The organism is Limosilactobacillus antri DSM 16041 (assembly GCF_000160835.1).
Lineage (GTDB): Bacteria > Bacillota > Bacilli > Lactobacillales > Lactobacillaceae > Limosilactobacillus > Limosilactobacillus antri.
Map to the genome: position 1 here is coordinate 129,677 of NZ_GG700732.1, position 20,796 is coordinate 150,472.

Below are 20,796 nucleotides of genomic sequence, written 5' to 3' on the forward strand. Positions count from 1 at the left end.
CAATGGGGTGAAAAAATGAAAAAGAGAAAAATACCAATGCGCAAAGATATCGTCACCGGGGAAATGATGCCCAAGCGCCAGCTGATTCGGGTGGTCAAAAATAAGGAAGGCCAAGTCTCCCTCGACCCGACCGGCAAGAAAGCGGGCCGCGGCGCCTACATTGCCGTAGATGTGGCGATCGCCAAGCGGGCGAAGGCGGAAAAAACCTTTGAAAAGGCCTTCCGTGTTAAACTAGATGACGAGTTCTACGATGAGCTGATCAGGTACACCGACCACTTGCAGGCTCGTCAAGAGTTGTTTGGCAACGATGGCAAGAAGTAACGATCAGCAAGTTCTCAGCTTGCTCGGTTTGGCGCGGCGTGCGCGCCAGCTGGTAAGCGGAGAAGCAATTGTATTAAAAAATATTCAAACTAATCAGGCAAAGTTTGTGTTTTTAGCAAAAGACGCGGGTTCAGCGACGGGGAAAAAGTTCACCGATAAGTGCCGAACTTACCACGTTCCCTGTTCCCGGCGCTTTACTAAAGACCAGCTCAGTCAGGCAACGGGCCAATCACGGACCGTTATTGGTGTTGTCCAACCAGGTTTTGCAAGAAAGTTTGAGGAATTACTGAGAATGGAATAAGGAGAGTGAGCGTATGGCCAAGGAACGGATTTATGAACTAGCTAAAGAGCTCAAAATGCCAAGTAAGGGTCTCGTCAAGGTAGCAAACCAGCAGGGGATGAACATTAAAAGCCACATGTCATCTGTAACGCCGGCTCAGGCCCAAAAGCTGCGTGAGGTAGTAAAAAATGGTGGTCAGAAGCCAGCTGCAAAAGCAACCCCTAAGCAACGGCCAGCCAAGCAGGCAATCGCAAAAAAGGAGAGCCATAAGAAGCGGGAACATGATAATTCCCGCCAGGGGGCGAAGGGCAACCAGCAGTCGCAGCCCAAGCACCGGCAGGAAGAGGAACGACCACGGGAGGAGCACCAAAACCGCCGCAATGAAAAGAAGCATGGTGAAAACCACCGCAGTCAAAATAATGGCGGCCGGTTTGGCGGCAGCCTGAATAATAATGACCGCCGGGTCAAACGGTTTAATAAGAAAAATAAGAAGCGCAACAAGCATAACAAGAATAGCCGCTTGCGGGAGGTTGCACATAAGCAGCCGACCCAGCGCAAGGACAAGCCGTTGCCGGACGTACTGGAATATACCGAAGGAATGAATGCCCAAGACCTGGCTAAACTGCTTCACCGGCCATCCGCAGAAATCATCAAGAAGCTCTTCATGCTTGGGGTCATGATCAACCAGAACCAGTCGCTGGATAAGGACACGATCGAGCTGCTGGCAACTGATTACGGGATTGAGGCCAAGGAGAAGGTCGAAGTGGACGTTTCAGATATCGACAAGATGTTTGAGGAAGAACAGCACAACACCGCCCACCTGGTTAAGCGGCCCCCAGTAGTCACTGTTATGGGTCACGTAGACCACGGGAAGACCACCCTGCTGGATAAGCTGCGTCACTCCCACGTTACGGAACATGAAGCAGGGGGGATTACCCAGGAAATTGGTGCCTACCAAGTGCACTATAACGACAACCTGATTACCTTCCTGGATACCCCAGGCCACGCCGCCTTTACGGAAATGCGGGCCCGAGGTGCCAACATCACCGACATTACCGTTCTGGTGGTGGCTGCCGATGATGGGGTAATGCCGCAGACGGTCGAAGCTATCCACCACGCCCAGGCTGCCAAGACGCCAATCATTGTTGCGGTTAACAAGATCGACAAGCCGGGGGCCAACCCGGACCGGGTAACGGAAGAACTGGCCAAGTACAACCTGATTCCGGAAGACTGGGGTGGCGACACCATCTTTGTCAAGATTTCTGCTAAGTTTGGCAAGAACCTGCACGAACTGCTGGACATGATTTTACTCCAGTCTGAAATGATGGAACTGACCGCCAACCCGGACCAAAATGCGGCGGGTTCTGTTGTAGAAGCGCGGCTGGATCAGGGTCGCGGTTCCGTGGCGACCGTGCTGGTTCAACAGGGGACGCTCCACGTCGGGGACCCGATCGTGGTCGGCAACACCTTTGGCCGGGTGCGGACGATGACTAACGAAAATGGTCGTCGGATTAAGGCAGCCACCCCAGCAACTCCAGTTGAAATAACCGGGCTGAACGAAGTTCCAGAGGCCGGGGACCGGTTTGTGGTCTTTGACGATGAAAAGACGGCCCGGGTCGCTGGGGAAGAACGTGCTAAGCGGGCCCAGGATAAGGAACGGCAACGGACGTCGCACGTGACGCTGGACAACCTCTTTGCTACGATGAAGAAGGGTGAAATGAAGACCCTGCCGATTATCATCAAGGCTGATGTTCAGGGATCGGTTGAAGCGCTGAGCCAAAGTCTGCAGAAGATTAAGGTTGACGGGGTCCGGGTTGACATTATCCACCAGGCCGTCGGGGCGATTAGCCAGAGTGACGTTACCTTGGCGGAAGCCTCAAACGCGGTCATCATCGGTTTCAACGTCCGGCCAACACCAGTTGCCAAGTCCCTAGCGGATTCCAGCAACATCGATATTCGTCTCCACCGGGTGATCTACAATGCAATTGAAGAAGTTGAAGACGCCATGAAGGGGATGCTGGAACCAGTCTACGAGGAAGAAACGATTGGTGAAGTTGAAGTGCGGCAGATCTACAAGGCCTCCAAGGTCGGGACAATTGCCGGGGGGATGGTGACCTCTGGTAAGATTACCCGGGACGCCAAAGTGCGGCTGGTCCGTGACGGCGTGGTCGTTTACGAAGGTGAACTGGGCAGCTTGAAGCGGTTCAAAGATGACGTCAAAGAGGTCAAGTCTGGCTTTGAATGTGGTTTGACGATTGAAAACTACAACGACATTAAAGAAAATGACGTGATCGAAGCTTACCAAATGAAGGAAGTTCCGGTTAAGTAAGGAGGATGGAAAAATGCCTAACAAACAATACCGGGTTGATCGGCTGGCCCAGCAGATTCAGCGAGAAGTCGACGATATCCTTTTAAAGCGGGTCCGGGACCCGCGGGTGCAGGGAGTTACGATTACCGGAGTTGACGTTACTGGTGACCTCCAGCAGGCAACCATTTATTACAGTATCCTGTCTGATAAGGCGTCAGACCTGGAAAAGGTCCAGGCCGGATTAGATAAGGCGACCGGCTTGATTCGGAGCGAGCTCGGGGCCCGGTTGAACATCTTCAAGACACCAGAAATTAAGTTTGAACGGGATAAGTCAGTTGCTTATGGCAGCCGGATTGATCAGTTGATTAACCAGCTTCACAAGCAGGATAAGTAACCCGAGAGCAACAACGAGGGAGCGGGATGAACGAGTTCAGCCCCGCTCCCTTGTTTAATACATACGGAGGAACGCAGAAAATGGACGGAATTATTCCTTTATACAAAGAGCGAGGGATGACCAGCTTTGACTGTGTCAGCCGCTTACGGCGGATTCTTAAAACCCGCAAAATTGGTCATTCGGGAACCCTCGATCCAGCGGTTGATGGGGTTTTGCCCATTTGTGTGGGCAATGCTACCAAGGCGGTGGAATACCTGATGCAAAGCGGCAAGATCTACCAGGGTGAATTGGTCATCGGCCGGGCCACGGAAACGGAAGATTTTGATGGCCGGGTAGTAGCGCAGACACCGGTACCGGCCCCGCTTAGCGATGAACAGGTCCGGGCCGCGATGGCAAAGCTCACCGGTAAGATCACTCAGGTTCCCCCCATGTACTCCGCGGTTAAAGTTAATGGCAAGCGGCTCTACGAGTATGCCCGCGCGGGGGAAACGGTGGAACGTCCGGCCCGGCAAGTCACAATTACCGAGTTTACGCTGGTGCGGAGCCACTACGACCAGGAACATCAGGAGCAGCACGTCTTCTTCAAAGTTGCCTGCTCGAAGGGGACCTATATCCGGACACTGGTTGTGGACCTGGCGCGGCAGCTTGGCTATCCCGGGGCCATGAAATGGCTGACGCGGTTAGCGAGCGGCGGCTTTACGCTTGACCAGACTTTGAGCCTGGCGGATATTCAAACGGCAGTAGCTAACCAAACGATTAAACGCTACCTGTACCCGCTGGACTATGCTTTGAAGGACTACCCGGCCGTTGAACTGACGGATCAGCAGTGGCGGGCGGTCCAAAATGGCGGCTGGCTAACGGCTGCTGAACTTTCGCCGGCGGCTGCGGAAGTGGTTTTGAAGTACGATGGGCAGGTTAAGGCCCTTTACCACCAGGCCGATAATCACTATCAGCCAACCAAGATGTTTTCTGTGAACTAGGAGGGAGCAGTTTGCGAGTAATTAAAATTCACCACCCCTTAGATAAAAAACTGGTTCCTGCCGGCCCGGTCGTCCTTGCGATGGGTTTCTTTGATGGGGTTCATCGGGGCCATCAAGCGGTCATTGGCACCGCAAAGCGAATTGCTAAGCAACGGGGTCTGCCCCTGGCGGTCCTCACCTACGACCATGCTCCCGGAATTGTTTACCATCAATATCCGGACGGCTTTGACTACCTGTCAACTACTAAACGGAAGTTAGAATTACTGGAAGAACTGGGGGTTGACCTGGTATACCTGGTTAGTTTCACCTCGGCCTATGCCAGCCTGGCGCCTGCTGACTTTGTTGCGGATTATTTGCGGGCCTTCCATAGCCAGGTGGTAGTGGCTGGCTTTGACCATACTTATGGCACGAGAGATGTTGCGACAATGGAACGGCTGCCAAAGTATGCTGGCGGGCAGTTTGAAGTGGTCACGGTCCCGAAATTTACGTTGGCTGACCAACCAGACGTTAAAGTCGGTTCGCGTCAAATTCGTCAGCTAATTGCGACGGGGCAAGTGGGTGCCGCAAATGACGCTCTGGGTTACCGCTACCAGACCAGCGGGCTCGTTGTTCATGGCCTGGCCCGGGGTCGAACCCTCGGCTTTCCCACCGCGAATATTGAAGCGCCAGAAAACGAACTGCTACCCGGAATTGGTGTTTATGCGGTCACGGTCCAAGTCGGTGGTCACTGGTACGGCGGAATGGCAAGTGTCGGTCATAACATCACCTTTGGGAAGGCGGCCAAGCTGACTGTGGAAATTTACCTCTTTGACTTTCAGCAAATGATTTATGGCGAAGAAGTCAAGGTCCGGTGGTATCAGTACCTCCGCGGCGAAGAGAAATTTGCCGGGGCCGATGAGCTCGTTGCCCAGATGAAGCATGACGAGGCGAACGCCCGCCAAATCTTGGCCCGTGCTCAGCAGACGAACTGGCCTTTACAGTAAAAAATTCCCGTGAGTTCTTCTTGGAGAACCACGGGAATTTTTAATGGCGGCTGGCGCGATGGCCGCCGTTTTGGTGGATTTTATGCACCCGCCGTTTGAACTTAGGGGTCTGTTCGCTGACCAGTTTGAAATGGCGGAGTTTGAAGGGGAATGGTCGGCCAGATAAACGAATCGCGGTCCACCGCCGCATGGCTGCACTTAGGTTGGCAAGGTCATCTAACTGGCCCTGCTGGCCTTCTTTAACCGCTGCCTCGTGAATGTCGCTGCCGAGGCGAAAGATGAGGTTGTTGTGGTAATCGAGCAGTTCCTGCGTAAGCGGGGCGTTGCGGTAGCTATTAAAGAGCTTCTGGATAAGAAGCAGCGCCTCCTGGGTACTTTGCGGTTGAATGTAGCGTTCTTCCTGTTTCACGATAAAACTTCCTTATTATAGTTTGACATTCCTTGACTTTTAGCCCTGGGGTTGGTATATTATAAACTGTGTTTAGCACTTAGCCCTAACGAGTGCTAAAAGGGGATGTGATTAAAATGCTAACACAACGACAGAAAAAGGTCCTGCAAGCGATTGTACGTCAATACACCTCGACGGGTCAACCGGTTGGTTCGAAACACCTGGCTGAACAGTTACCGTTTAAGGTCAGCTCGGCGACAATCCGCAATGAAATGGCCGTTCTAGAGGACCAAGGCTTAATTGCCAAGGAGCACTCGTCTTCTGGCCGTGTTCCATCAAAAACGGGTTACCGTTATTACGTTGACCATCTGTTGGATCCGGGAGCAGTTACGGATAACGATTTAGTCGTAATCCAAAATTCATTGGGGACCAGTTTTCAAAAGATTGATGAGATTGTTTCGCACTCAGCTGATATTTTATCCGACTTAACCTCGTACACCGCCTTTACCCTTAAACCGGAACAGGCGGATGTCCGGCTGAGCGGGTTCCGGGTGGTTCCCCTAGGAAATCGCAAGGTGATTGCCATCCTGGTGACCGACAGCGGTGAAGTTGAGAGTCAGTCCTTTACCTTGCCCCATGACTTTGATACGGAGGCTTTGCAGGCGGTTGTCCGGATGATCAATGATCAACTGGTCGGCTTACCGCTAGCCGAGGTGGTTAAGCGGCTGAGTGACGACATCCCAGTGCGGGTGATGCACTATATGCACAGCACTAACGGATTCTTAGACTTGTTTGATAACGTCGTTTCACAAGCGGCCCGTGAGCGGTTCTTTGTGGGCGGCCGCTTAAACATTTTAGGCTTTTCCAACAACCAAGATCCGCAAGCACTTCAGGCACTGTACGGTTTGCTAGATCACAATGATGAACTATCCCAGCTCCTTGAGGCTGATTCGACGGATAATAAGGATATTAACGTCAAGATCGGCTCAGAGATTTCCAAGGATCAGGTGCTGAATGATTACAGCCTGATCACGGCCAAGTACAATGTCGACCAGTATGGCAAGGGAATCATTGCCGTACTAGGTCCGACCCGAATGCCGTACTCACGGACAATTGGGATTGTGAATGCCTTTCGGCAGGAACTAGCAAAGCGGTTGCTTGACTTTTACCGCCATTATTACGATTCATAGGAGGCGAGTCATTTGGCAGAAGAAAAAAAGAAGGACCAGCAGGCGGCAGATGCTCAGCCGAAGCCGGAAAAAGATTCTAAGTCTGACCAGGCGAAACACCATGAGCAGTGCCAGCACCGTTGTGAAAAGCTGCAAAAAGAAATTGATGACTTAAAAGCCCAGTTAGCAGATAAAGATGATAAGTACCTGCGGGCGGAAGCGGAAATTCAAAACATGACCAACCGCTTTAAGAAGGAACGCGCGCAGATGTTAAAGTACGATGGTCAAGACCTCGCCAAGAGTGTGCTGCCGGTCTTAGATAACCTGAAACGGGCCTTGGACATTGAAGTTAATGACGAAAATGGCCAGCAGCTCAAGAAGGGGATTCAGATGGTTCATGACCACCTGATTAAGGCGCTGACCGACCACGGGATTACCGAGATTACGGCGGCAGGGCAGCCCTTTGATCCGACTCTGCACCAGGCAGTGCAAACCGTCCCGGTTGAAGATGATCAAAAGCCAGAGACGGTGGTTAAGGTTCTCCAGGCTGGCTACCAGCTCAAGGATCGGGTCTTACGCCCAGCAATGGTTGTTGTTGCACAATAAACTAATTAAGAGAGGGAATAAACAATGGCAAGTAACAAGATTATTGGTATTGATTTAGGTACTACTAACTCCGCCGTTGCCGTTATGGAAGGTAACGAACCGAAGATTATTACTAACCCGGAAGGAAGCCGGACAACGCCATCCGTTGTTTCGTTCAAGAATGGCGAAACGCAGGTTGGTGAAGTTGCCAAGCGGCAAGCGATTACGAACCCGAACACGATTTCTTCCATTAAGAGTCACATGGGGGAAGCCGGCTACACGGTTGAAATTGACGGTAAGAAGTACACGCCGCAAGAAATTTCCGCAATGATTTTGCAATACCTCAAGAAGTACGCTGAAGACTACATTGGCGACACGGTTGACAAGGCCGTGATTACCGTGCCAGCCTACTTCAACGATGCCCAGCGGCAGGCAACGAAGGACGCTGGTAAGATTGCTGGCTTGGACGTTAAGCGGATTATCAACGAACCAACTGCCTCTTCTTTGGCTTACGGCCTGGACAAGAAGGATAAGGACGAAAAGATCCTGGTTTATGACCTTGGTGGTGGGACTTTCGATGTTTCCATCCTGGAATTAGGGGACGGGGTCTTCCAAGTGCTCTCAACCAATGGTGATACGCACCTCGGTGGGGATGACTTTGACCAAAAGATCATGGATTGGTTAATTGATGGCTTCAAGCAGGAACACGGTGTCGACCTGTCCCAAGACAAGATGGCCCTGCAACGGTTGAAGGACGCTGCTGAAAAGGCCAAGAAGGACTTGTCCGGTGTTCAAGAAGCCCAAATCAGCCTGCCATTCATCTCCTCTGGTGAAAATGGCCCGCTGCACCTGGAAAAGAGCTTGACCCGGGCACAGTTCAACCAACTGACTAATGATCTGGTTGAACGGACGAAGCAACCAGTTCTGAACGCTTTGAAGGATGCGGACCTGTCATTTGATGATATCGACGAAGTTATCCTTAACGGTGGTTCGACCCGGATCCCGGCCGTTCAAGAAATGGTTAAGGAATTGACTGGAAAGGAACCGAACCACTCCATCAACCCTGATGAAGCCGTTGCCCTTGGTGCCGCTATCCAGGGTGGGGTGCTGACCGGTGACGTGAAGGACGTTGTGCTGCTGGATGTTACGCCACTGTCCCTTGGGATTGAAACCATGGGTGGGGTCTTCACCAAGCTGATTGACCGCAACACGACTATCCCAACTTCTAAGAGTCAGATCTTCTCGACGGCCGCTGATAACCAATCTGCCGTTGACATTCACGTTCTTCAGGGTGAACGGCCAATGGCTGCCGACAACAAGACCTTAGGGAACTTCCAGCTGACAGACATTCCGGCTGCTCCTCGTGGTGTTCCGCAAATCAAGGTTACCTTTGATATTGACAAGAACGGGATCGTCAACGTTTCTGCCGAAGATCAGGGTACTCACAAGAAGCAAAACATCACGATTAAGTCCAACTCTGGTCTGAGCGATGAAGAAATCGAGCGGATGAAGAAGGACGCTGAGGAACACGCCGAGGCCGACAAGAAGAAGAAGGAAGAGGTTGACCTGAAGAACGAAGTCGACCAAGAACTCTTCCAAGTCGACAAGACCTTGAAGGAAGTCAAGGGCAAGGTTCCAGAGGACGACATCAAGAAGGCTGAAAGTGCCCGTGACGACCTGAAGAAGGCTAAGGAGAGCGGCAACCTGGACGAGATGAAGGCCAAGAAGGATGCTTTGAACAAGGTCATCCAAGACCTGAGTGTTAAGCTGTACCAACAGGCTCAAGGAGCACAGGGCAATGCTCAGGGCGGCCCACAGCCAAATGGCGGCAACGCTGGCAACAATAATGATGGTGGTAACAAGGGCGATGACAACACCGTTGATGGTGACTTCAAGGATGTTACCCCGGATGACAAGAAGTAATTAATTGCTATGTAAAAGCCAAAGGCCAATCAGACAGGACTTTGGCTTTTACTTTCTGTTCATACTTGTGGTATAACTAAACAAGCAATTAAGTGATGAGGGATAATCAATGGCAGAAAAGAATTATTATGATGTTTTAGGGGTGTCGAAGGACGCTTCTGAAGCAGATATCAAACATGCTTACCGGCGCTTGGCTGCTAAGTATCACCCGGACGTTAACCATGAACCGGGCGCAGAAGAGAAGTTTAAAGACATTAACGAGGCCTATGAAGTGTTGAGCGACTCCCAAAAGCGGGCCCAGTATGACCAATTTGGGACAACCGGCCAGCAGGCGGGCCAAGGCTTTGGCGGCTTTAATGGTGCCGGTGGTTTTGGCGGTCAAGGCTTTGGTGGTGCCGGCGGCTTTGAGGATATCTTTAGCCAATTCTTTGGTGGTGGCGGCCGGGCCCGGCAAGACCCGACGGCGCCGCGGCCGGGTCGGGATTTGCAGTATGCAATGACCCTAAAGTTCATGGACGCAATTTTCGGCAAGACCACAACTATTAAGTACGACCGCGATGCCCAATGCAAGACCTGCCACGGGACTGGGGCCAAGCCGGGGAAGTCGGCTAGCACCTGTCAGCGTTGCGGTGGTAGCGGAGTCGTCGTGACCGTGCGGCAGACGCCACTGGGTAATATGCAGACGCAGACCGCTTGTCCAGACTGTCATGGGACGGGGAAGGTAATCAAGCCGGAAGACCGCTGTGAGACCTGCCACGGCTCTGGTCACGTTCACGAAAAGCACGAACTGGAAGTTAAGGTTCCGGCCGGTGTGGATGATGGTCAGCAGATGCGGCTGCAGGGCCAGGGCGATGCCGGTGAAAACGGCGGCCCTGCAGGGGACCTGTACATCATCTTCCGGGTAACGCCGAGTCGGGAATTCCGGCGTGACGGGACGAATATTTACGTTGACCAAGACATTTCGTTTGCCCAAGCGGCCCTTGGTGATGAGGTCCAGGTCAAAACCGTTCATGGCGACGTCAGCCTTAAGGTCCCAGCTGGGACCCAGTCGGAAACCAATTTCCGCCTGCGCGGGAAGGGGGTTCCCTTCCTGAACGGCAAGGGAACTGGTGATGAACACGTTACGGTTCACGTGAAGACGCCGAAGAACCTTAACAAGCGGCAGCGGGAGGCAATGATGGCGTTCGCGGCGGCTAGTGGTGAAGACGTTAAGGGCGTCAAGAAATCCGTCCTTGATAAGCTCAAGGATGCCTTTGAAGACCGGTAATCGTAAAATGGGATAGCGACCTTGATGGTGGCTGTCCCATTTTTTGCCAACGGTGAACGGTTTTTGTTATACTAGTTTTAGTATTTTCGTAGAAAGTAGTGAGTGAACATGACGATGAGCTTAGATGAGATGAAGGAGCGCCAAAAACGCATCCGCAACTTCTCAATTGTTGCCCATATCGACCACGGGAAGTCGACACTGGCGGATCGGATCCTGGAAATGACTGATTCCATCAGCAAGCGGGAGATGAAGGACCAGGTCCTCGATGATATGCCGCTGGAACGGGAGCGGGGTATTACCATTAAACTGAACGCGGTTGCCTTGACCTACCATGCCAAGGATGGGCAAGACTACATCTTCCACCTAATTGACACCCCCGGGCACGTCGACTTCTCCTACGAGGTTTCCCGGTCCCTGGCAGCCTGCGAGGGGGCTGTACTGGTGGTGGACGCGACCCAGGGGGTCGAAGCCCAGACCTTGGCAAATGTGTACTTAGCAATTGACAACGACTTGGAAATCCTGCCGGTCATCAATAAGATTGACCTGCCGTCCGCGGACGCTGCGGGAACGAAGAAGCAGATTGAGGATGAAATCGGCCTCGACACCGATGAAGCGGTTGACGTCAGTGCAAAAACCGGGTTAAATGTTGACCAGGTGTTGGAAAAAATCGTCCAGGATGTTCCAGCACCAACTGGTGATCTAACGGCACCGCTAAAGGCCCTGATTTTTGACTCCAAGTACGATGACTACCGGGGGGTCGTACTGAGCGTGCGGGTTTTTGAAGGAACGGTTAAGAAGGGTGATAAGATTCGCCTGATGAACAGCGGAACCGAATACGAGGTTGCCGAGGTCGGGATCAACTCACCGAAGCCCCTGGCCCGGGACGTCCTGATGGCAGGGGATGTTGGCTACATCACCGCAGCCATCAAGGACATCAAGGATACCCGGGTCGGTGATACTGTCACGGATGCTAATAACCCGACTGATAAACCGCTGGAGGGTTACCGGCAGATGACGCCGATGGTCTACGCTGGGCTGTACCCAACCGATAACGCCAAATTTAACGACCTCCGGGAGGCCCTTGAAAAGCTGCAATTGAATGACGCGGCGCTGACCTTTGAACCGGAAAGCTCCCAGGCCCTCGGTTTTGGCTTCCGCTGTGGCTTCCTGGGCCTGCTCCACATGGACGTGGTCCAGGAACGGTTGGAACGGGAGTTTAACCTGGACCTGATTACCACGGCGCCATCGGTAACTTACCACGTCGACCTGGCGGACGGGTCAACGGTCGAGGTCGAAAACCCGGCCGAGATGCCGGACGCGTCGTCAATCAAGGATATTAAGGAACCCTTTGTCAAGGCATCGATCATGGTGCCGAATGACTATGTCGGGCCAGTGATGGAGTTGTGCCAACGTAAACGGGGAATCTTTGAAACGATGGAGTATCTGAGTGACACCCGGGTTAACGTGATCTATCACATCCCATTATCCGAAATCATCTTTGACTTCTTCGATAAGCTGAAGAGTTCGACGCGGGGGTACGCTTCGCTTGATTATGAGATTGACGATTACCGGCCAAGCAGTTTGGTGAAGATTGATATCTTGCTGAATGGTGATAAGGTCGACGCGCTGAGCTTCATTGCCCACAAGGACTTTGCGGCAGAGCGGGGTCGGGAGATTACTTCTAAACTGAAGAAGATTATTCCCCGGCAAAACTTTGAAATCCCGATTCAAGCAGCAATTGGTTCTAAGATTATCGCCCGGACCAACATCAAGGCCTACCGGAAGGACGTTACGGCCCGGATTCACACCGGTGATCCTGACCGGCGGGCAAAGCTGCTGGAGAAGCAGAAACGGGGAAAGAAACGGATGAAGGCAGTGGGGAAGGTTGATATCCCTCAAGAAGCCTTCATGGCTGTTCTCAAGACCGATGAAGAGGTCGAGGGGAAGTAAAGGTTGATATAGCAACGGTTGTGCATGGACAATCACCACTAAGTAGACCAATTTGTTATTGATCTTCCCTGAATTTTCCCTTAATAAAAAAATTCAGGGAAAGGGTCAAAGGTGTTTTGGGGATGGCTCAGGATGCTGAAATTAGCAATGCGACCAAAAGCTGTGCAGTTTCCCGTTTTCTTTTGTGTATACGAAATTAGATTTAGAGTAGTGTTTATTATAGCAAAGTTGATTTTCGCTTCGCTGTGGTAAATGCTACTTTTTTAGTATGGAGACTAATCAGCACCAGTGCGCCAACTGGCGGGGCAGTTCTAAGGGAATTTGTCTCTTTGCTAGTGTATAATTTGCCGTTATCTCCCATCCTTAGGCGTGTAATACAACTTTTTACCACGATTTTTACACCACATTCCATGTTACTCACATCTTTTCATTAAATATGCGTTCTTTTGGGATTGAAAAATACAGTAGGTAAACGTGAAGAACTCTTCTGTGCTGAAAAATCGTCAGTGCGGAAGTTTTTTATGGATTTTAAAATTAATAAATTCACAAGGCTAAAGCTGATGATGTTTTACTTTTTGACATAAAACAAGTAACTGTAAACGGTTAATATTTTGTAATATTGAAAATTACTTTAAAAATTACAAAAAAATAGCAAAAATTTGACATTTTTAAAATAAAGTTATATATTTTTTGTGAAACTAAAAACAAGGAAGTGAAAATTTGATTTCGGTGTTTAGTCCCTTTGGTTAGGAGGAGAAAAAATGGTTAAGAATCCTTATATTTCTACCTTGAATAGTGGGCATAAATTCTACGATTTAAAAAAGATCGCTTCAAAATATGATGTTGATTTAGCTACATTACCATATACAATCCGTGTATTACTCGAGAATGTTGCTAGGAATAGCCAACCAAAAGATTTGGATCAAAACATTATAGATATTCTTAATTGGAATCAAAATTCAGATAAGACAGTTGACTTTTATCCTTCACGAATTATTTTACAAGATTTAACAGGGGTACCTGCTATTGTAGATTTAGCGTCATTACGATCTGCAGCAAAGAAGATGGGGTTAGATCCTGAGAAAATTAATCCAGAAATCCCTGTTGATATGGTTGTTGATCATTCGGTTCAGATTGATCATGCGGGTAATGCAGCTGCCTTTGCATATAATCAAAAGAAGGAATTTGAACGTAACCATGAGCGCTATGAGATGATCAAATGGGCACAAAAATCGTTCAATAATCTTAAAGTGGTTGCACCAGACACAGGTATTATCCATCAAGTTAACCTTGAATACTTGTCACCAGTAGTACAGCAAAAAGATAATATGCTTTATCCAGATAGCGTACTCGGGACAGATTCACATACGACCATGATTAATGGATTAGGAGTATTAGGCTGGGGTGTTGGTGGCATTGAAGCCGAAGCTGCTATGTTAGGAACTGCATCAAGCTTCTTAATTCCGCAAGTTGTTGGTGTTCATTTGACTGGTGAATTGCCTTCAGGTGTTGTTGCTACAGACCTTGCATTAACAATTACTCACCTTTTACGTGAAACTAATGTTGTTGGTAAGTTCGTTGAATATTTTGGCGATGGATACCAAAATCTGTCTGTAGCTGACCGTGCAACTATTGCTAATATGTCACCGGAATATGGAGCTACTTGTGGGTTCTTCCCATTTGATGCGCAATCTGATGAGTATCTACGCTTAACTGGTCGTAGTGAAGGCCAAATTAAGTTGATTAGTAATTATTTGAAGAATAATGGTATGTACTATGATCCAGAGAATCAGACTAAAGTGAACTATTCAACAGTCATTAACGTTGATTTATCAAAGATTACGACTAGTGTTGCTGGCCCTAAACGTCCTCAAGATATTATTAAGCTTGATAGTGTTCCTGCAGAATTCAAAAAATCAATCACTGCTCCCAATGGCAACCACGGTTTTGGACTACCAGCGGAAGCAATTGACAATCATGAAGAGGTTAAGTTGAGTACGGGCGAAAAAGTAAACATCAAGGCTGGAGATATTTTACTGACCGCAATTACTAGTTGTACTAACACATCTAATCCGACTGTTCTCATTGGTGCAGCTTTGTTAGCAAAGAAGGCAGTTGAGAAGGGAATGAAGATTTCTCCTCGCATCAAACACTCATTTGCCCCCGGTTCTCCAGCGGTACGTGATTATCTTAAGTCAGCTGGCTTGTTGAAATATCTTGATGACCTAGGATTTAATATTGTTGCATTTGGTTGCACTACTTGTATCGGTAACTCTGGAAAGTTAGATCCAGCTCTTGAAGATCTTTTAGAACGTCGTAAAGACCTAGTGAGTGTAGCTGTTGAAAGTGGTAACCGTAATTTTGAAAGTAGGGTACACCCTAATATTAAGTCTAACTACCTAGCTTCACCTATTCTTGTGGTTGCATACACATTGGCAGGTAATATTCGCACAAATTTGCAAACTGATCCAATCGGAAAAGATAAGGACGGCAATGATGTTTACCTTAAAGATATTTGGCCATCAACTAAAGAAATAGACAAGTATACAAAGAAGTATGTCTCAACTGACATTTATAAAAAAGCTTATAACAATATCTTCAACAGCAATGAAGCCTGGAATAAACTCCAGGTAAATGAATCTGAAACTTTTAACTGGAACAATAACTCTACTTATATTGCTAACCCTCCTTATTTTGATAATCAAATCAAAGGGGACAATACTTTGCCAAGATTAAAAAATATGCGTGTGTTAGTAAAGGTCGGGGACTCTGTAACCACTGACCATATTTCCCCAGCAGGTGCGATTCTCTCTAGTACCCCAGCCGGTCAGTTTCTTGAGAGTACGGGCGTTCAATCGGTCGACTTTAACACTTATGGGAGCCGTCGTGGTAACCATAATGTAATGATTCGAGGCACGTTTGCAAACTATAGTCTTCATAACCAACTGGCTGCTGGTAGACAAGGTGGATTTACTAAGGTTCTTCCTGATAACAAGCTAACCACCATTTTTGAGGCTAGCCAGAAGTATCAGAATGATGGTACAGAATTATTAGTTATTGCTGGGAAAGATTATGGTATGGGCTCTTCACGTGACTGGGCTGCTAAGGGTACTAAACTACTTGGAATTAAGGCAGTTATTGCAAAGTCATTTGAACGTATTCATAGGTCTAACTTGGTTATGATGGGTGTTATTCCTCTTGAGTTCAAAGATGGGGAAGATGCTGAATCCTTGGGCTTAACTGGTAAAGAAACCTATGATATTGATTGGCCTGATAAATTAGTCCCAGGCCAAGACATTAGGGTAATTGCTACTGATGAAAGTAACGGTAAGAAGGAGTTTATGACTAAGCTTCGTTTTGATTCACAGGATGATATTGATGATTACCGCTTTGGTGGGATTTTGAACAAGGTTTTGGATAAAAAAGTGCGGCAAGGATAACTTAGGAGGCCGTAAGAATGATAGTTACTCTTTTTTTTGCCCTATTACCTATTGTTGTCACAATTTGTTTAGGTATGTTAGGTGCCAAGATAGGAGATTTTGATGATAGAGATAGTCAAAAGCTCACTAAATTGGTACTGAAGTACGCGTTACCAATGAATATTTTTGCTGGAATTCTTGGAACTCCACGAAAAGTTATTATCGCGGATATTCCACTTGCCTGTTGGATTTTAGTTGGTATGGTCGGTACTTATGCTGTTGCTTGGTTCATCATTCGCAAGATTGGTCATGTGGATAGTCGAATCTCTGCTTTACGTGCTTTATCAATTGCTGACCCATCGGTTCCATTTATTGGATCTGCAATTTTGCCATTGCTATTTGCAGAATCCATTGCTTCGATTGATATCGGTATTTCTACTTTGCTAATTAATGTTATTTTACTGCCAATTATTTTTGGTCAGATGGCTTCTATTAGCGGTGAGCACATAGGAATTGGCCAACGTATTGTACAAACGCTTAAGAAACCACTAGTTTTCTCAGCACTTACTGCCTTTATTTTGGCTCTATGTGGTTTGAAAATGCCTGTCCAACTTGCCAATACATTTACTACTTTAGGTAAGAGTTCTGGTGGTTTAGCTATGTTTGCTACTGGTATTATTCTTTACACTCGTGATCTAAAGCTTACTAAGCAAATTGCTCTTAACACCGTTTTAAAAAACATCGCTGTTCCTACTATTATTTGGGGGATTATGCTGGTATGTGGTGTTCCTTCAAATGTTATTAGAATTGCAGTTGTTACTTTAGCTATCCCAACTGCTACTATGCCTACTAGTCTTGCTATTAGGTATAAGAGTGGTGAATCTGAAATGGCTGCTACCCAATTTTACACAACCATTTTGGCGATCATAACTTTAAGTGCATTTATGCTACTGCTTTCCTAATCAGTATTTGGTTTCTTTGTCAAGAAATATTGATAAAAAATTAGAATAAATTTTGTTAAGCAGCTCGTACCTTCAAACTTAGTTGGTATGAGCTGTTTGCTAATTTGAGCTTGAAATGGTTGAAGGTGACGTGGCAAGTAACTAATGAGAATAGATGAATGATAATGAAAAGTCTACGTAGCAATTGTGGGCTTCTAACGTAGCCTTGATAGAGTAATTACGAGAAATAGCCTTAGCTTCTAGGTTCTATTTTAGATTTAAACCAAAAAGAGTGGGACAGAACTAGCTGGTCTAGTTCATTGTCCCTCCTCCGTCGCCGCGCAGCTAGCCTGTAGAAAAGATGGCTACGCCGCGCAGTAAGCCGATTTGGGGGCGTTTTTTCAGCGCTTGAACTGCCAGCCAGCTACTGTGCTGTTAGATTTTTACCTTTAAAACAGCAAAGAGATGATCCCGCCTCTTTTTATTTCCCCAGCTTACAAGCAATCCACCACTACTTTAGTGAGAGACCCGTCCTGCCACTGCGGGGCGAGCTCAGCGAGGCGGTCCCAAAAGGCTGGTTGCTTGGCCTGGTCGAGAATCTCGTAAGTCAGTGGTGTAACGTTGCTGATGATGATGTCACCATCGTCATCGACCGTTCCCGTGAAGACGCCTTCATGAAGCAGTTCCATAAAGATCTTCTCGGTGACTTTGCGCCAGTCAGTATCTTGGTACTTATTGACAATTGCCGCGAACTTTTGGTTATTCTTGCTCATGTCATTAAAAATCACCTTATCATAGTTTGGAATTGAGTGAGCAGCCTTATCAACGAATGCAAAGTAGGTAAATAAGTAGTCTTTAGTATCCATCCTTCGTGCTCCTTTTAACTTTTAGGACTATTATAGCTAATTTTGCCGCAATTACGAACAGTCCTGGGCGATATTTAAATAAGGCTAGCGGCTAAGAATAAATTCAGGTATAATCAAATCGAACATATGTTTTTTTGATGGAGGAACCGGATGGCTGAACAACAACAACAACTTCAAGAAGCGGGATATTCCCCGATTCACTTTACGTCTCTTTTCCCAATTTCCCAGTATATTACGATCGGTCCAAACTTTAACAAGCACGCTGTTGCTCCAGTCGGCAAGGCAAAGGCGGCACCAGTAGAAAATCTTAATCAGCTGCGGGCGGTGCTCAACGGTTCCGCCAAATTGCTAATCCTCGATTTAGAGTTCTTTCAGGCTGGCAACCAGAATCACATTTTTCAGTTAGCGGGGCGGGTATATAACCAGGCTGAAAAGTTCAATTACTACTTCTTCAATAGCCAACAGACGGATACCCGTCAGCTGCAATTTCTGCGCCGTTACGATGTTCCCTTTTCCCAAGCCCAGCAATTTACCGTTAAGCACCAGTTGCCGCGGATTATTAAGCTGGTCGACAGCTTGGCTCCCGACTATCTCGTCAGCTGGGACAATAGTCAGGATTTCAAGGCCTTGCAACGGGCGGCTAACCGGCTTGCAATTCCTAAACAAAATCGTTTTTGGAACACCGTGCAGGCAATTGACCTCGAAAAACTGGTGGCCCAGCAAGTCTGGAATGGGCAAAAGGCGCTGGGCTTGAAAAAGATGTGTCAGCTCCTAAACCTGCCACCATTCAAGTTTCACCAGGCTCAGCATGATGTCCGCGCTATTGAAGCAATTCTAAAATTTTATTCGCTCGATTTAAGTCGGGAATTACTGGTATAAACAAGCTCCTGGACGTTGTCAACGCTCAGGAGCTTGAGATTACTTTTGCCAATTAATTTGGCGATTGTTATTTTTGCTGCTCTGGCCGATTAGATGGCTATTGAGGTACACCTTAGTGTAAATTCCCTTGTGAATATCGCTTTCGGCTAGCTGTTCCTGCTGGTCATCCATCAGCGTACCGAGAATTCCGTTTTGCAAGGTGTCAATCAGAAGGTCGCGCCGGGGCTTGGATAGGTTGTAAAAATCATCATTGACGGTAATTTTGACCCGGTTCTTTCCTTGGTAGCTAATCGCCTTAATGCTGGTGAATCCCTGAAACTGCTTGTCATTGGATTCGTATTGCTGGCAGTTAGCGAGGTAGCTCGCAATATCACGGTTAGCAATATCGATTTTCTCCCGGCTAGCCGCGGTTACGGTCGGGGTGGTTGATACAAAGTTAATAGCGACGGTGCTGCCCCCGGCAATGGAGAGGCCCGCCACGATGCTTAAACAGGTCTTAGTAAGTTTTTTCATTCTTTTACCTCCAATCGAATCAAGTCTATTATGACGATTTTCAACGTGCGCGGCAAGGATAATCGGCCAAAAGTGCTTTTTATTTCCGGTTAAATTCGCTAAAATAGCCACTGGTGATAAAAGTGACAGAGAATGAACAAAAGCGCAAATTAGTGCGGCAGCGGTTGCGAAAACTGCAGGAAAAAGAAGCAAATGAATTTAAAGAGCACCTGGATAACCTGAACGATGGGGTAATTGCAATCATTTTAACGGTCATGGTCCTGGAAGTACCCCTGCCGAGCCAGGCGGGGGTTTCGTACCGTAATTTTATGGGGTCCATTTTTATCTTCCTGGTAAGCTTCTTCGTGGTCGCCAACTTCTGGTATGATCTGAACCGGCTCTTGCTGGTCTTAAACCGGGTGACAAAGAAGATGATTATTAATGACTTTATCTTTTTAGCGGCGTTGTCGGTGATCCCAATGTTAACCAAGTGGATGATGCTGCGACCGAGCAGCTTGGCGGTGTTTGATTACGGGATTGCCTACTTCATTGCCAACCTGATGAAGATGATCATTTCGGCTAACGCTTGGGAGGAATTCTTTAATGAGGTTGATGGCAGCCCCAAGATGTACTCCTTGCGTTGGGGCCGGCGACTGGTGATCGTATTGGTCATCAACCTGCTGCTGATTTTTTTGGCCTATATAATGCCGCGGTGGGTGCTGCTGGCTTACTTATTATTAACAATCTATAACTTCTTTTACCCGGAAAAGGCAATCATCGATCAAAAGATTATTTAGTCGTGCGACCACTTTTTGGGCAGAGCGTCTTTTGGCACCACCTTGCCGTCGCTCTTGAGAAAGTGTAAAATGTTATTTCGTGAAAGCGATTACGAGAAAGCGAGCGATATTAATGAACGGTTTTAGCGGTGAGTTCTTTGGAACGATGATTTTGATCTTAATTGGTTGCGGCTGCTCCGCCAGTGTTAACCTAAAGCGGAATTATGCTACGGGGAGCGGCTGGTGGTTTGTTTGTGCCAGCTGGGGACTAGCCGTGACGATGGGTGTTTACGTTGCCGGATTTCTGGGTTCCCAGGGGCACCTGAATCCAGCCGTGACGATTCCCTTCGCGGTCTTCGGCCTCTTCCCCTGGCACCAGGTCCTGCCATATTTGGCCGGGCAGTTTCTCGGAGCCTTTGTCGGGGCGGCATTGGTAGTAGTCCAGTACCATCCCCAATTTGCGGTGACCAAGCCAGACGCGGGCAATAGCGTCGGAATTTTTGCAACCCGTCCCGCGATTAAGGCACCGCTGTTTAATTTCCTGTCGGAAGTGATTGCCACCTTTGCCTTTATTTTTATCCTGCTGAATCTCGGTAACTTTACCGTGGGGATTAAGCCCTTCATCGTCGGCCTGGTCATCACCGTAATTGGAACGGGGCTCGGTTCAACTACCGGGTTTGCCCTAAACCCGGCCCGGGATTGGAGTCCCCGCTTCGCCTATACGATTTTGCCGGTACCTAATAAGGCCGCAGCCGAATGGAGTTACGCCTGGGTCCCAATGTGCGGCCCACTGGCTGGCGGTCTGCTAGCTTGTGCGTTAGAAAGCATGGTTGCTTAACTTTTTAAAGCGGGCCTAAATTACGATCAAAAACGAA

Annotated in this window: 19 protein-coding genes; 16 read left to right on the top strand and 3 right to left on the bottom strand. The window is 48.3% G+C overall.

Features of this window, described 5'->3' with window-relative positions; genetic code table 11:
- Positions 1-15 precede the first annotated feature (15 nt).
- From rnpM to ribF, 6 genes are all read left to right on the top strand, one after another.
- The gene (rnpM, locus tag HMPREF0494_RS00685; RefSeq protein ID WP_007122970.1) at positions 16-321 is read left to right on the top strand and encodes an RNase P modulator RnpM; all 306 of its coding nucleotides are present in this window, start codon (positions 16-18) and stop codon (positions 319-321) included.
- Positions 308-622, top strand: a complete 315-nt coding sequence (locus HMPREF0494_RS00690) for a L7Ae/L30e/S12e/Gadd45 family ribosomal protein (protein ID WP_007122971.1) — start codon at positions 308-310, stop codon at positions 620-622. The genes rnpM and HMPREF0494_RS00690 overlap by 14 nt, the downstream gene beginning before the upstream one ends.
- A 13-nt stretch (positions 623-635) precedes the next feature.
- The gene (infB, locus tag HMPREF0494_RS00695; RefSeq protein WP_007122972.1) at positions 636-2,930 is read left to right on the top strand and encodes a translation initiation factor IF-2; all 2,295 of its coding nucleotides are present in this window, start codon (positions 636-638) and stop codon (positions 2,928-2,930) included.
- Between the two features lie 13 nt (positions 2,931-2,943).
- Positions 2,944-3,303, top strand: a complete 360-nt coding sequence (rbfA, locus tag HMPREF0494_RS00700; RefSeq protein WP_007122973.1) for a 30S ribosome-binding factor RbfA — start codon at positions 2,944-2,946, stop codon at positions 3,301-3,303.
- A gap of 80 nt (positions 3,304-3,383) precedes the next feature.
- A complete protein-coding gene (gene truB / locus HMPREF0494_RS00705) occupies positions 3,384-4,283 on the top strand; it encodes a tRNA pseudouridine(55) synthase TruB (protein WP_040458613.1) in 900 nt (299 codons plus the stop codon).
- Between the two features lie 11 nt (positions 4,284-4,294).
- The gene (ribF, locus tag HMPREF0494_RS00710) at positions 4,295-5,266 is read left to right on the top strand and encodes a riboflavin biosynthesis protein RibF (RefSeq protein ID WP_040458614.1); all 972 of its coding nucleotides are present in this window, start codon (positions 4,295-4,297) and stop codon (positions 5,264-5,266) included.
- Between the two features lie 40 nt (positions 5,267-5,306).
- Here ribF and HMPREF0494_RS00715 read toward each other — a convergent pair whose 3' ends face one another.
- Positions 5,307-5,675: a hypothetical protein gene (locus HMPREF0494_RS00715; protein WP_007122976.1), complete on the bottom strand. Its 369-nt coding sequence runs from the start codon at positions 5,673-5,675 to the stop codon at positions 5,307-5,309.
- Positions 5,676-5,791: 116 nt separating this feature from the next.
- On the opposite strand from HMPREF0494_RS00715, the gene hrcA reads away from it, so the two are divergent.
- From hrcA to HMPREF0494_RS00750, 7 genes are all read left to right on the top strand, one after another.
- Entirely contained in the window at positions 5,792-6,844 is a 1,053-nt protein-coding gene (gene hrcA, locus HMPREF0494_RS00720) for a heat-inducible transcriptional repressor HrcA (RefSeq protein ID WP_040458615.1), read from the top strand.
- Positions 6,845-6,856: 12 nt separating this feature from the next.
- A complete protein-coding gene (gene grpE / locus HMPREF0494_RS00725; protein WP_007122978.1) occupies positions 6,857-7,429 on the top strand; it encodes a nucleotide exchange factor GrpE in 573 nt (190 codons plus the stop codon).
- A 24-nt stretch (positions 7,430-7,453) separates the two neighbouring features.
- Entirely contained in the window at positions 7,454-9,331 is a 1,878-nt protein-coding gene (dnaK, locus tag HMPREF0494_RS00730) for a molecular chaperone DnaK (RefSeq protein WP_007122979.1), read from the top strand.
- Between the two features lie 109 nt (positions 9,332-9,440).
- Positions 9,441-10,598, top strand: coding sequence for a molecular chaperone DnaJ (dnaJ, locus tag HMPREF0494_RS00735; protein WP_007122980.1), 1,158 nt, complete (start codon positions 9,441-9,443; stop codon positions 10,596-10,598).
- 114 nt (positions 10,599-10,712) lie between these two features.
- On the top strand, positions 10,713-12,548 hold the full coding sequence (gene lepA, locus HMPREF0494_RS00740) for a translation elongation factor 4 (protein WP_040458736.1): 1,836 nt from the start codon (positions 10,713-10,715) through the stop codon (positions 12,546-12,548).
- A gap of 761 nt (positions 12,549-13,309) precedes the next feature.
- Positions 13,310-15,988, top strand: coding sequence for an aconitate hydratase AcnA (gene acnA, locus HMPREF0494_RS00745; protein ID WP_007122983.1), 2,679 nt, complete (start codon positions 13,310-13,312; stop codon positions 15,986-15,988).
- A 17-nt stretch (positions 15,989-16,005) separates the two neighbouring features.
- Positions 16,006-16,929, top strand: coding sequence for an AEC family transporter (locus HMPREF0494_RS00750; protein ID WP_007122984.1), 924 nt, complete (start codon positions 16,006-16,008; stop codon positions 16,927-16,929).
- A 473-nt stretch (positions 16,930-17,402) separates the two neighbouring features.
- Here the strand turns inward: HMPREF0494_RS00750 and HMPREF0494_RS00755 are convergent, their stop codons facing one another.
- On the bottom strand, positions 17,403-17,774 hold the full coding sequence (locus HMPREF0494_RS00755; RefSeq protein WP_007122985.1) for a hypothetical protein: 372 nt from the start codon (positions 17,772-17,774) through the stop codon (positions 17,403-17,405).
- A 150-nt stretch (positions 17,775-17,924) separates the two neighbouring features.
- Between HMPREF0494_RS00755 and HMPREF0494_RS00760 the strand changes: the two genes are divergently transcribed.
- Entirely contained in the window at positions 17,925-18,653 is a 729-nt protein-coding gene (locus tag HMPREF0494_RS00760) for a 3'-5' exonuclease family protein (RefSeq protein ID WP_007122986.1), read from the top strand.
- Between the two features lie 39 nt (positions 18,654-18,692).
- Here the strand turns inward: HMPREF0494_RS00760 and HMPREF0494_RS00765 are convergent, their stop codons facing one another.
- The gene (locus tag HMPREF0494_RS00765; protein ID WP_040458616.1) at positions 18,693-19,166 is read right to left on the bottom strand and encodes a hypothetical protein; all 474 of its coding nucleotides are present in this window, start codon (positions 19,164-19,166) and stop codon (positions 18,693-18,695) included.
- 122 nt (positions 19,167-19,288) lie between these two features.
- On the opposite strand from HMPREF0494_RS00765, the gene HMPREF0494_RS00770 reads away from it, so the two are divergent.
- Positions 19,289-19,942, top strand: a complete 654-nt coding sequence (locus tag HMPREF0494_RS00770) for a TMEM175 family protein (RefSeq protein WP_040458617.1) — start codon at positions 19,289-19,291, stop codon at positions 19,940-19,942.
- Between the two features lie 112 nt (positions 19,943-20,054).
- Positions 20,055-20,759: an MIP/aquaporin family protein gene (locus tag HMPREF0494_RS00775; RefSeq protein ID WP_007122989.1), complete on the top strand. Its 705-nt coding sequence runs from the start codon at positions 20,055-20,057 to the stop codon at positions 20,757-20,759.
- Positions 20,760-20,796: the final 37 nt, after the last annotated feature.

Excerpts from the sequence above, each read along its gene's own strand:
- rnpM (WP_007122970.1), top strand. The coding sequence starts at position 16 with ATGAAAAAGAGAAAAATACCAATGCGCAAAGATATCGTCACCGGGGAA.
- HMPREF0494_RS00690 (WP_007122971.1), top strand. The coding sequence starts at position 308 with ATGGCAAGAAGTAACGATCAGCAAGTTCTCAGCTTGCTCGGTTTGGCG.
- infB (WP_007122972.1), top strand. The coding sequence starts at position 636 with ATGGCCAAGGAACGGATTTATGAACTAGCTAAAGAGCTCAAAATGCCA.
- rbfA (WP_007122973.1), top strand. The coding sequence starts at position 2,944 with ATGCCTAACAAACAATACCGGGTTGATCGGCTGGCCCAGCAGATTCAG.
- truB (WP_040458613.1), top strand. The coding sequence starts at position 3,384 with ATGGACGGAATTATTCCTTTATACAAAGAGCGAGGGATGACCAGCTTT.
- hrcA (WP_040458615.1), top strand. The coding sequence starts at position 5,792 with ATGCTAACACAACGACAGAAAAAGGTCCTGCAAGCGATTGTACGTCAA.
- dnaK (WP_007122979.1), top strand. The coding sequence starts at position 7,454 with ATGGCAAGTAACAAGATTATTGGTATTGATTTAGGTACTACTAACTCC.
- dnaJ (WP_007122980.1), top strand. The coding sequence starts at position 9,441 with ATGGCAGAAAAGAATTATTATGATGTTTTAGGGGTGTCGAAGGACGCT.
- lepA (WP_040458736.1), top strand. The coding sequence starts at position 10,713 with ATGAGCTTAGATGAGATGAAGGAGCGCCAAAAACGCATCCGCAACTTC.
- acnA (WP_007122983.1), top strand. The coding sequence starts at position 13,310 with ATGGTTAAGAATCCTTATATTTCTACCTTGAATAGTGGGCATAAATTC.
- HMPREF0494_RS00750 (WP_007122984.1), top strand. The coding sequence starts at position 16,006 with ATGATAGTTACTCTTTTTTTTGCCCTATTACCTATTGTTGTCACAATT.
- HMPREF0494_RS00755 (WP_007122985.1), bottom strand. The coding sequence starts at position 17,774 with ATGGATACTAAAGACTACTTATTTACCTACTTTGCATTCGTTGATAAG.
- HMPREF0494_RS00760 (WP_007122986.1), top strand. The coding sequence starts at position 17,925 with ATGGCTGAACAACAACAACAACTTCAAGAAGCGGGATATTCCCCGATT.
- HMPREF0494_RS00765 (WP_040458616.1), bottom strand. The coding sequence starts at position 19,166 with ATGAAAAAACTTACTAAGACCTGTTTAAGCATCGTGGCGGGCCTCTCC.
- HMPREF0494_RS00775 (WP_007122989.1), top strand. The coding sequence starts at position 20,055 with ATGAACGGTTTTAGCGGTGAGTTCTTTGGAACGATGATTTTGATCTTA.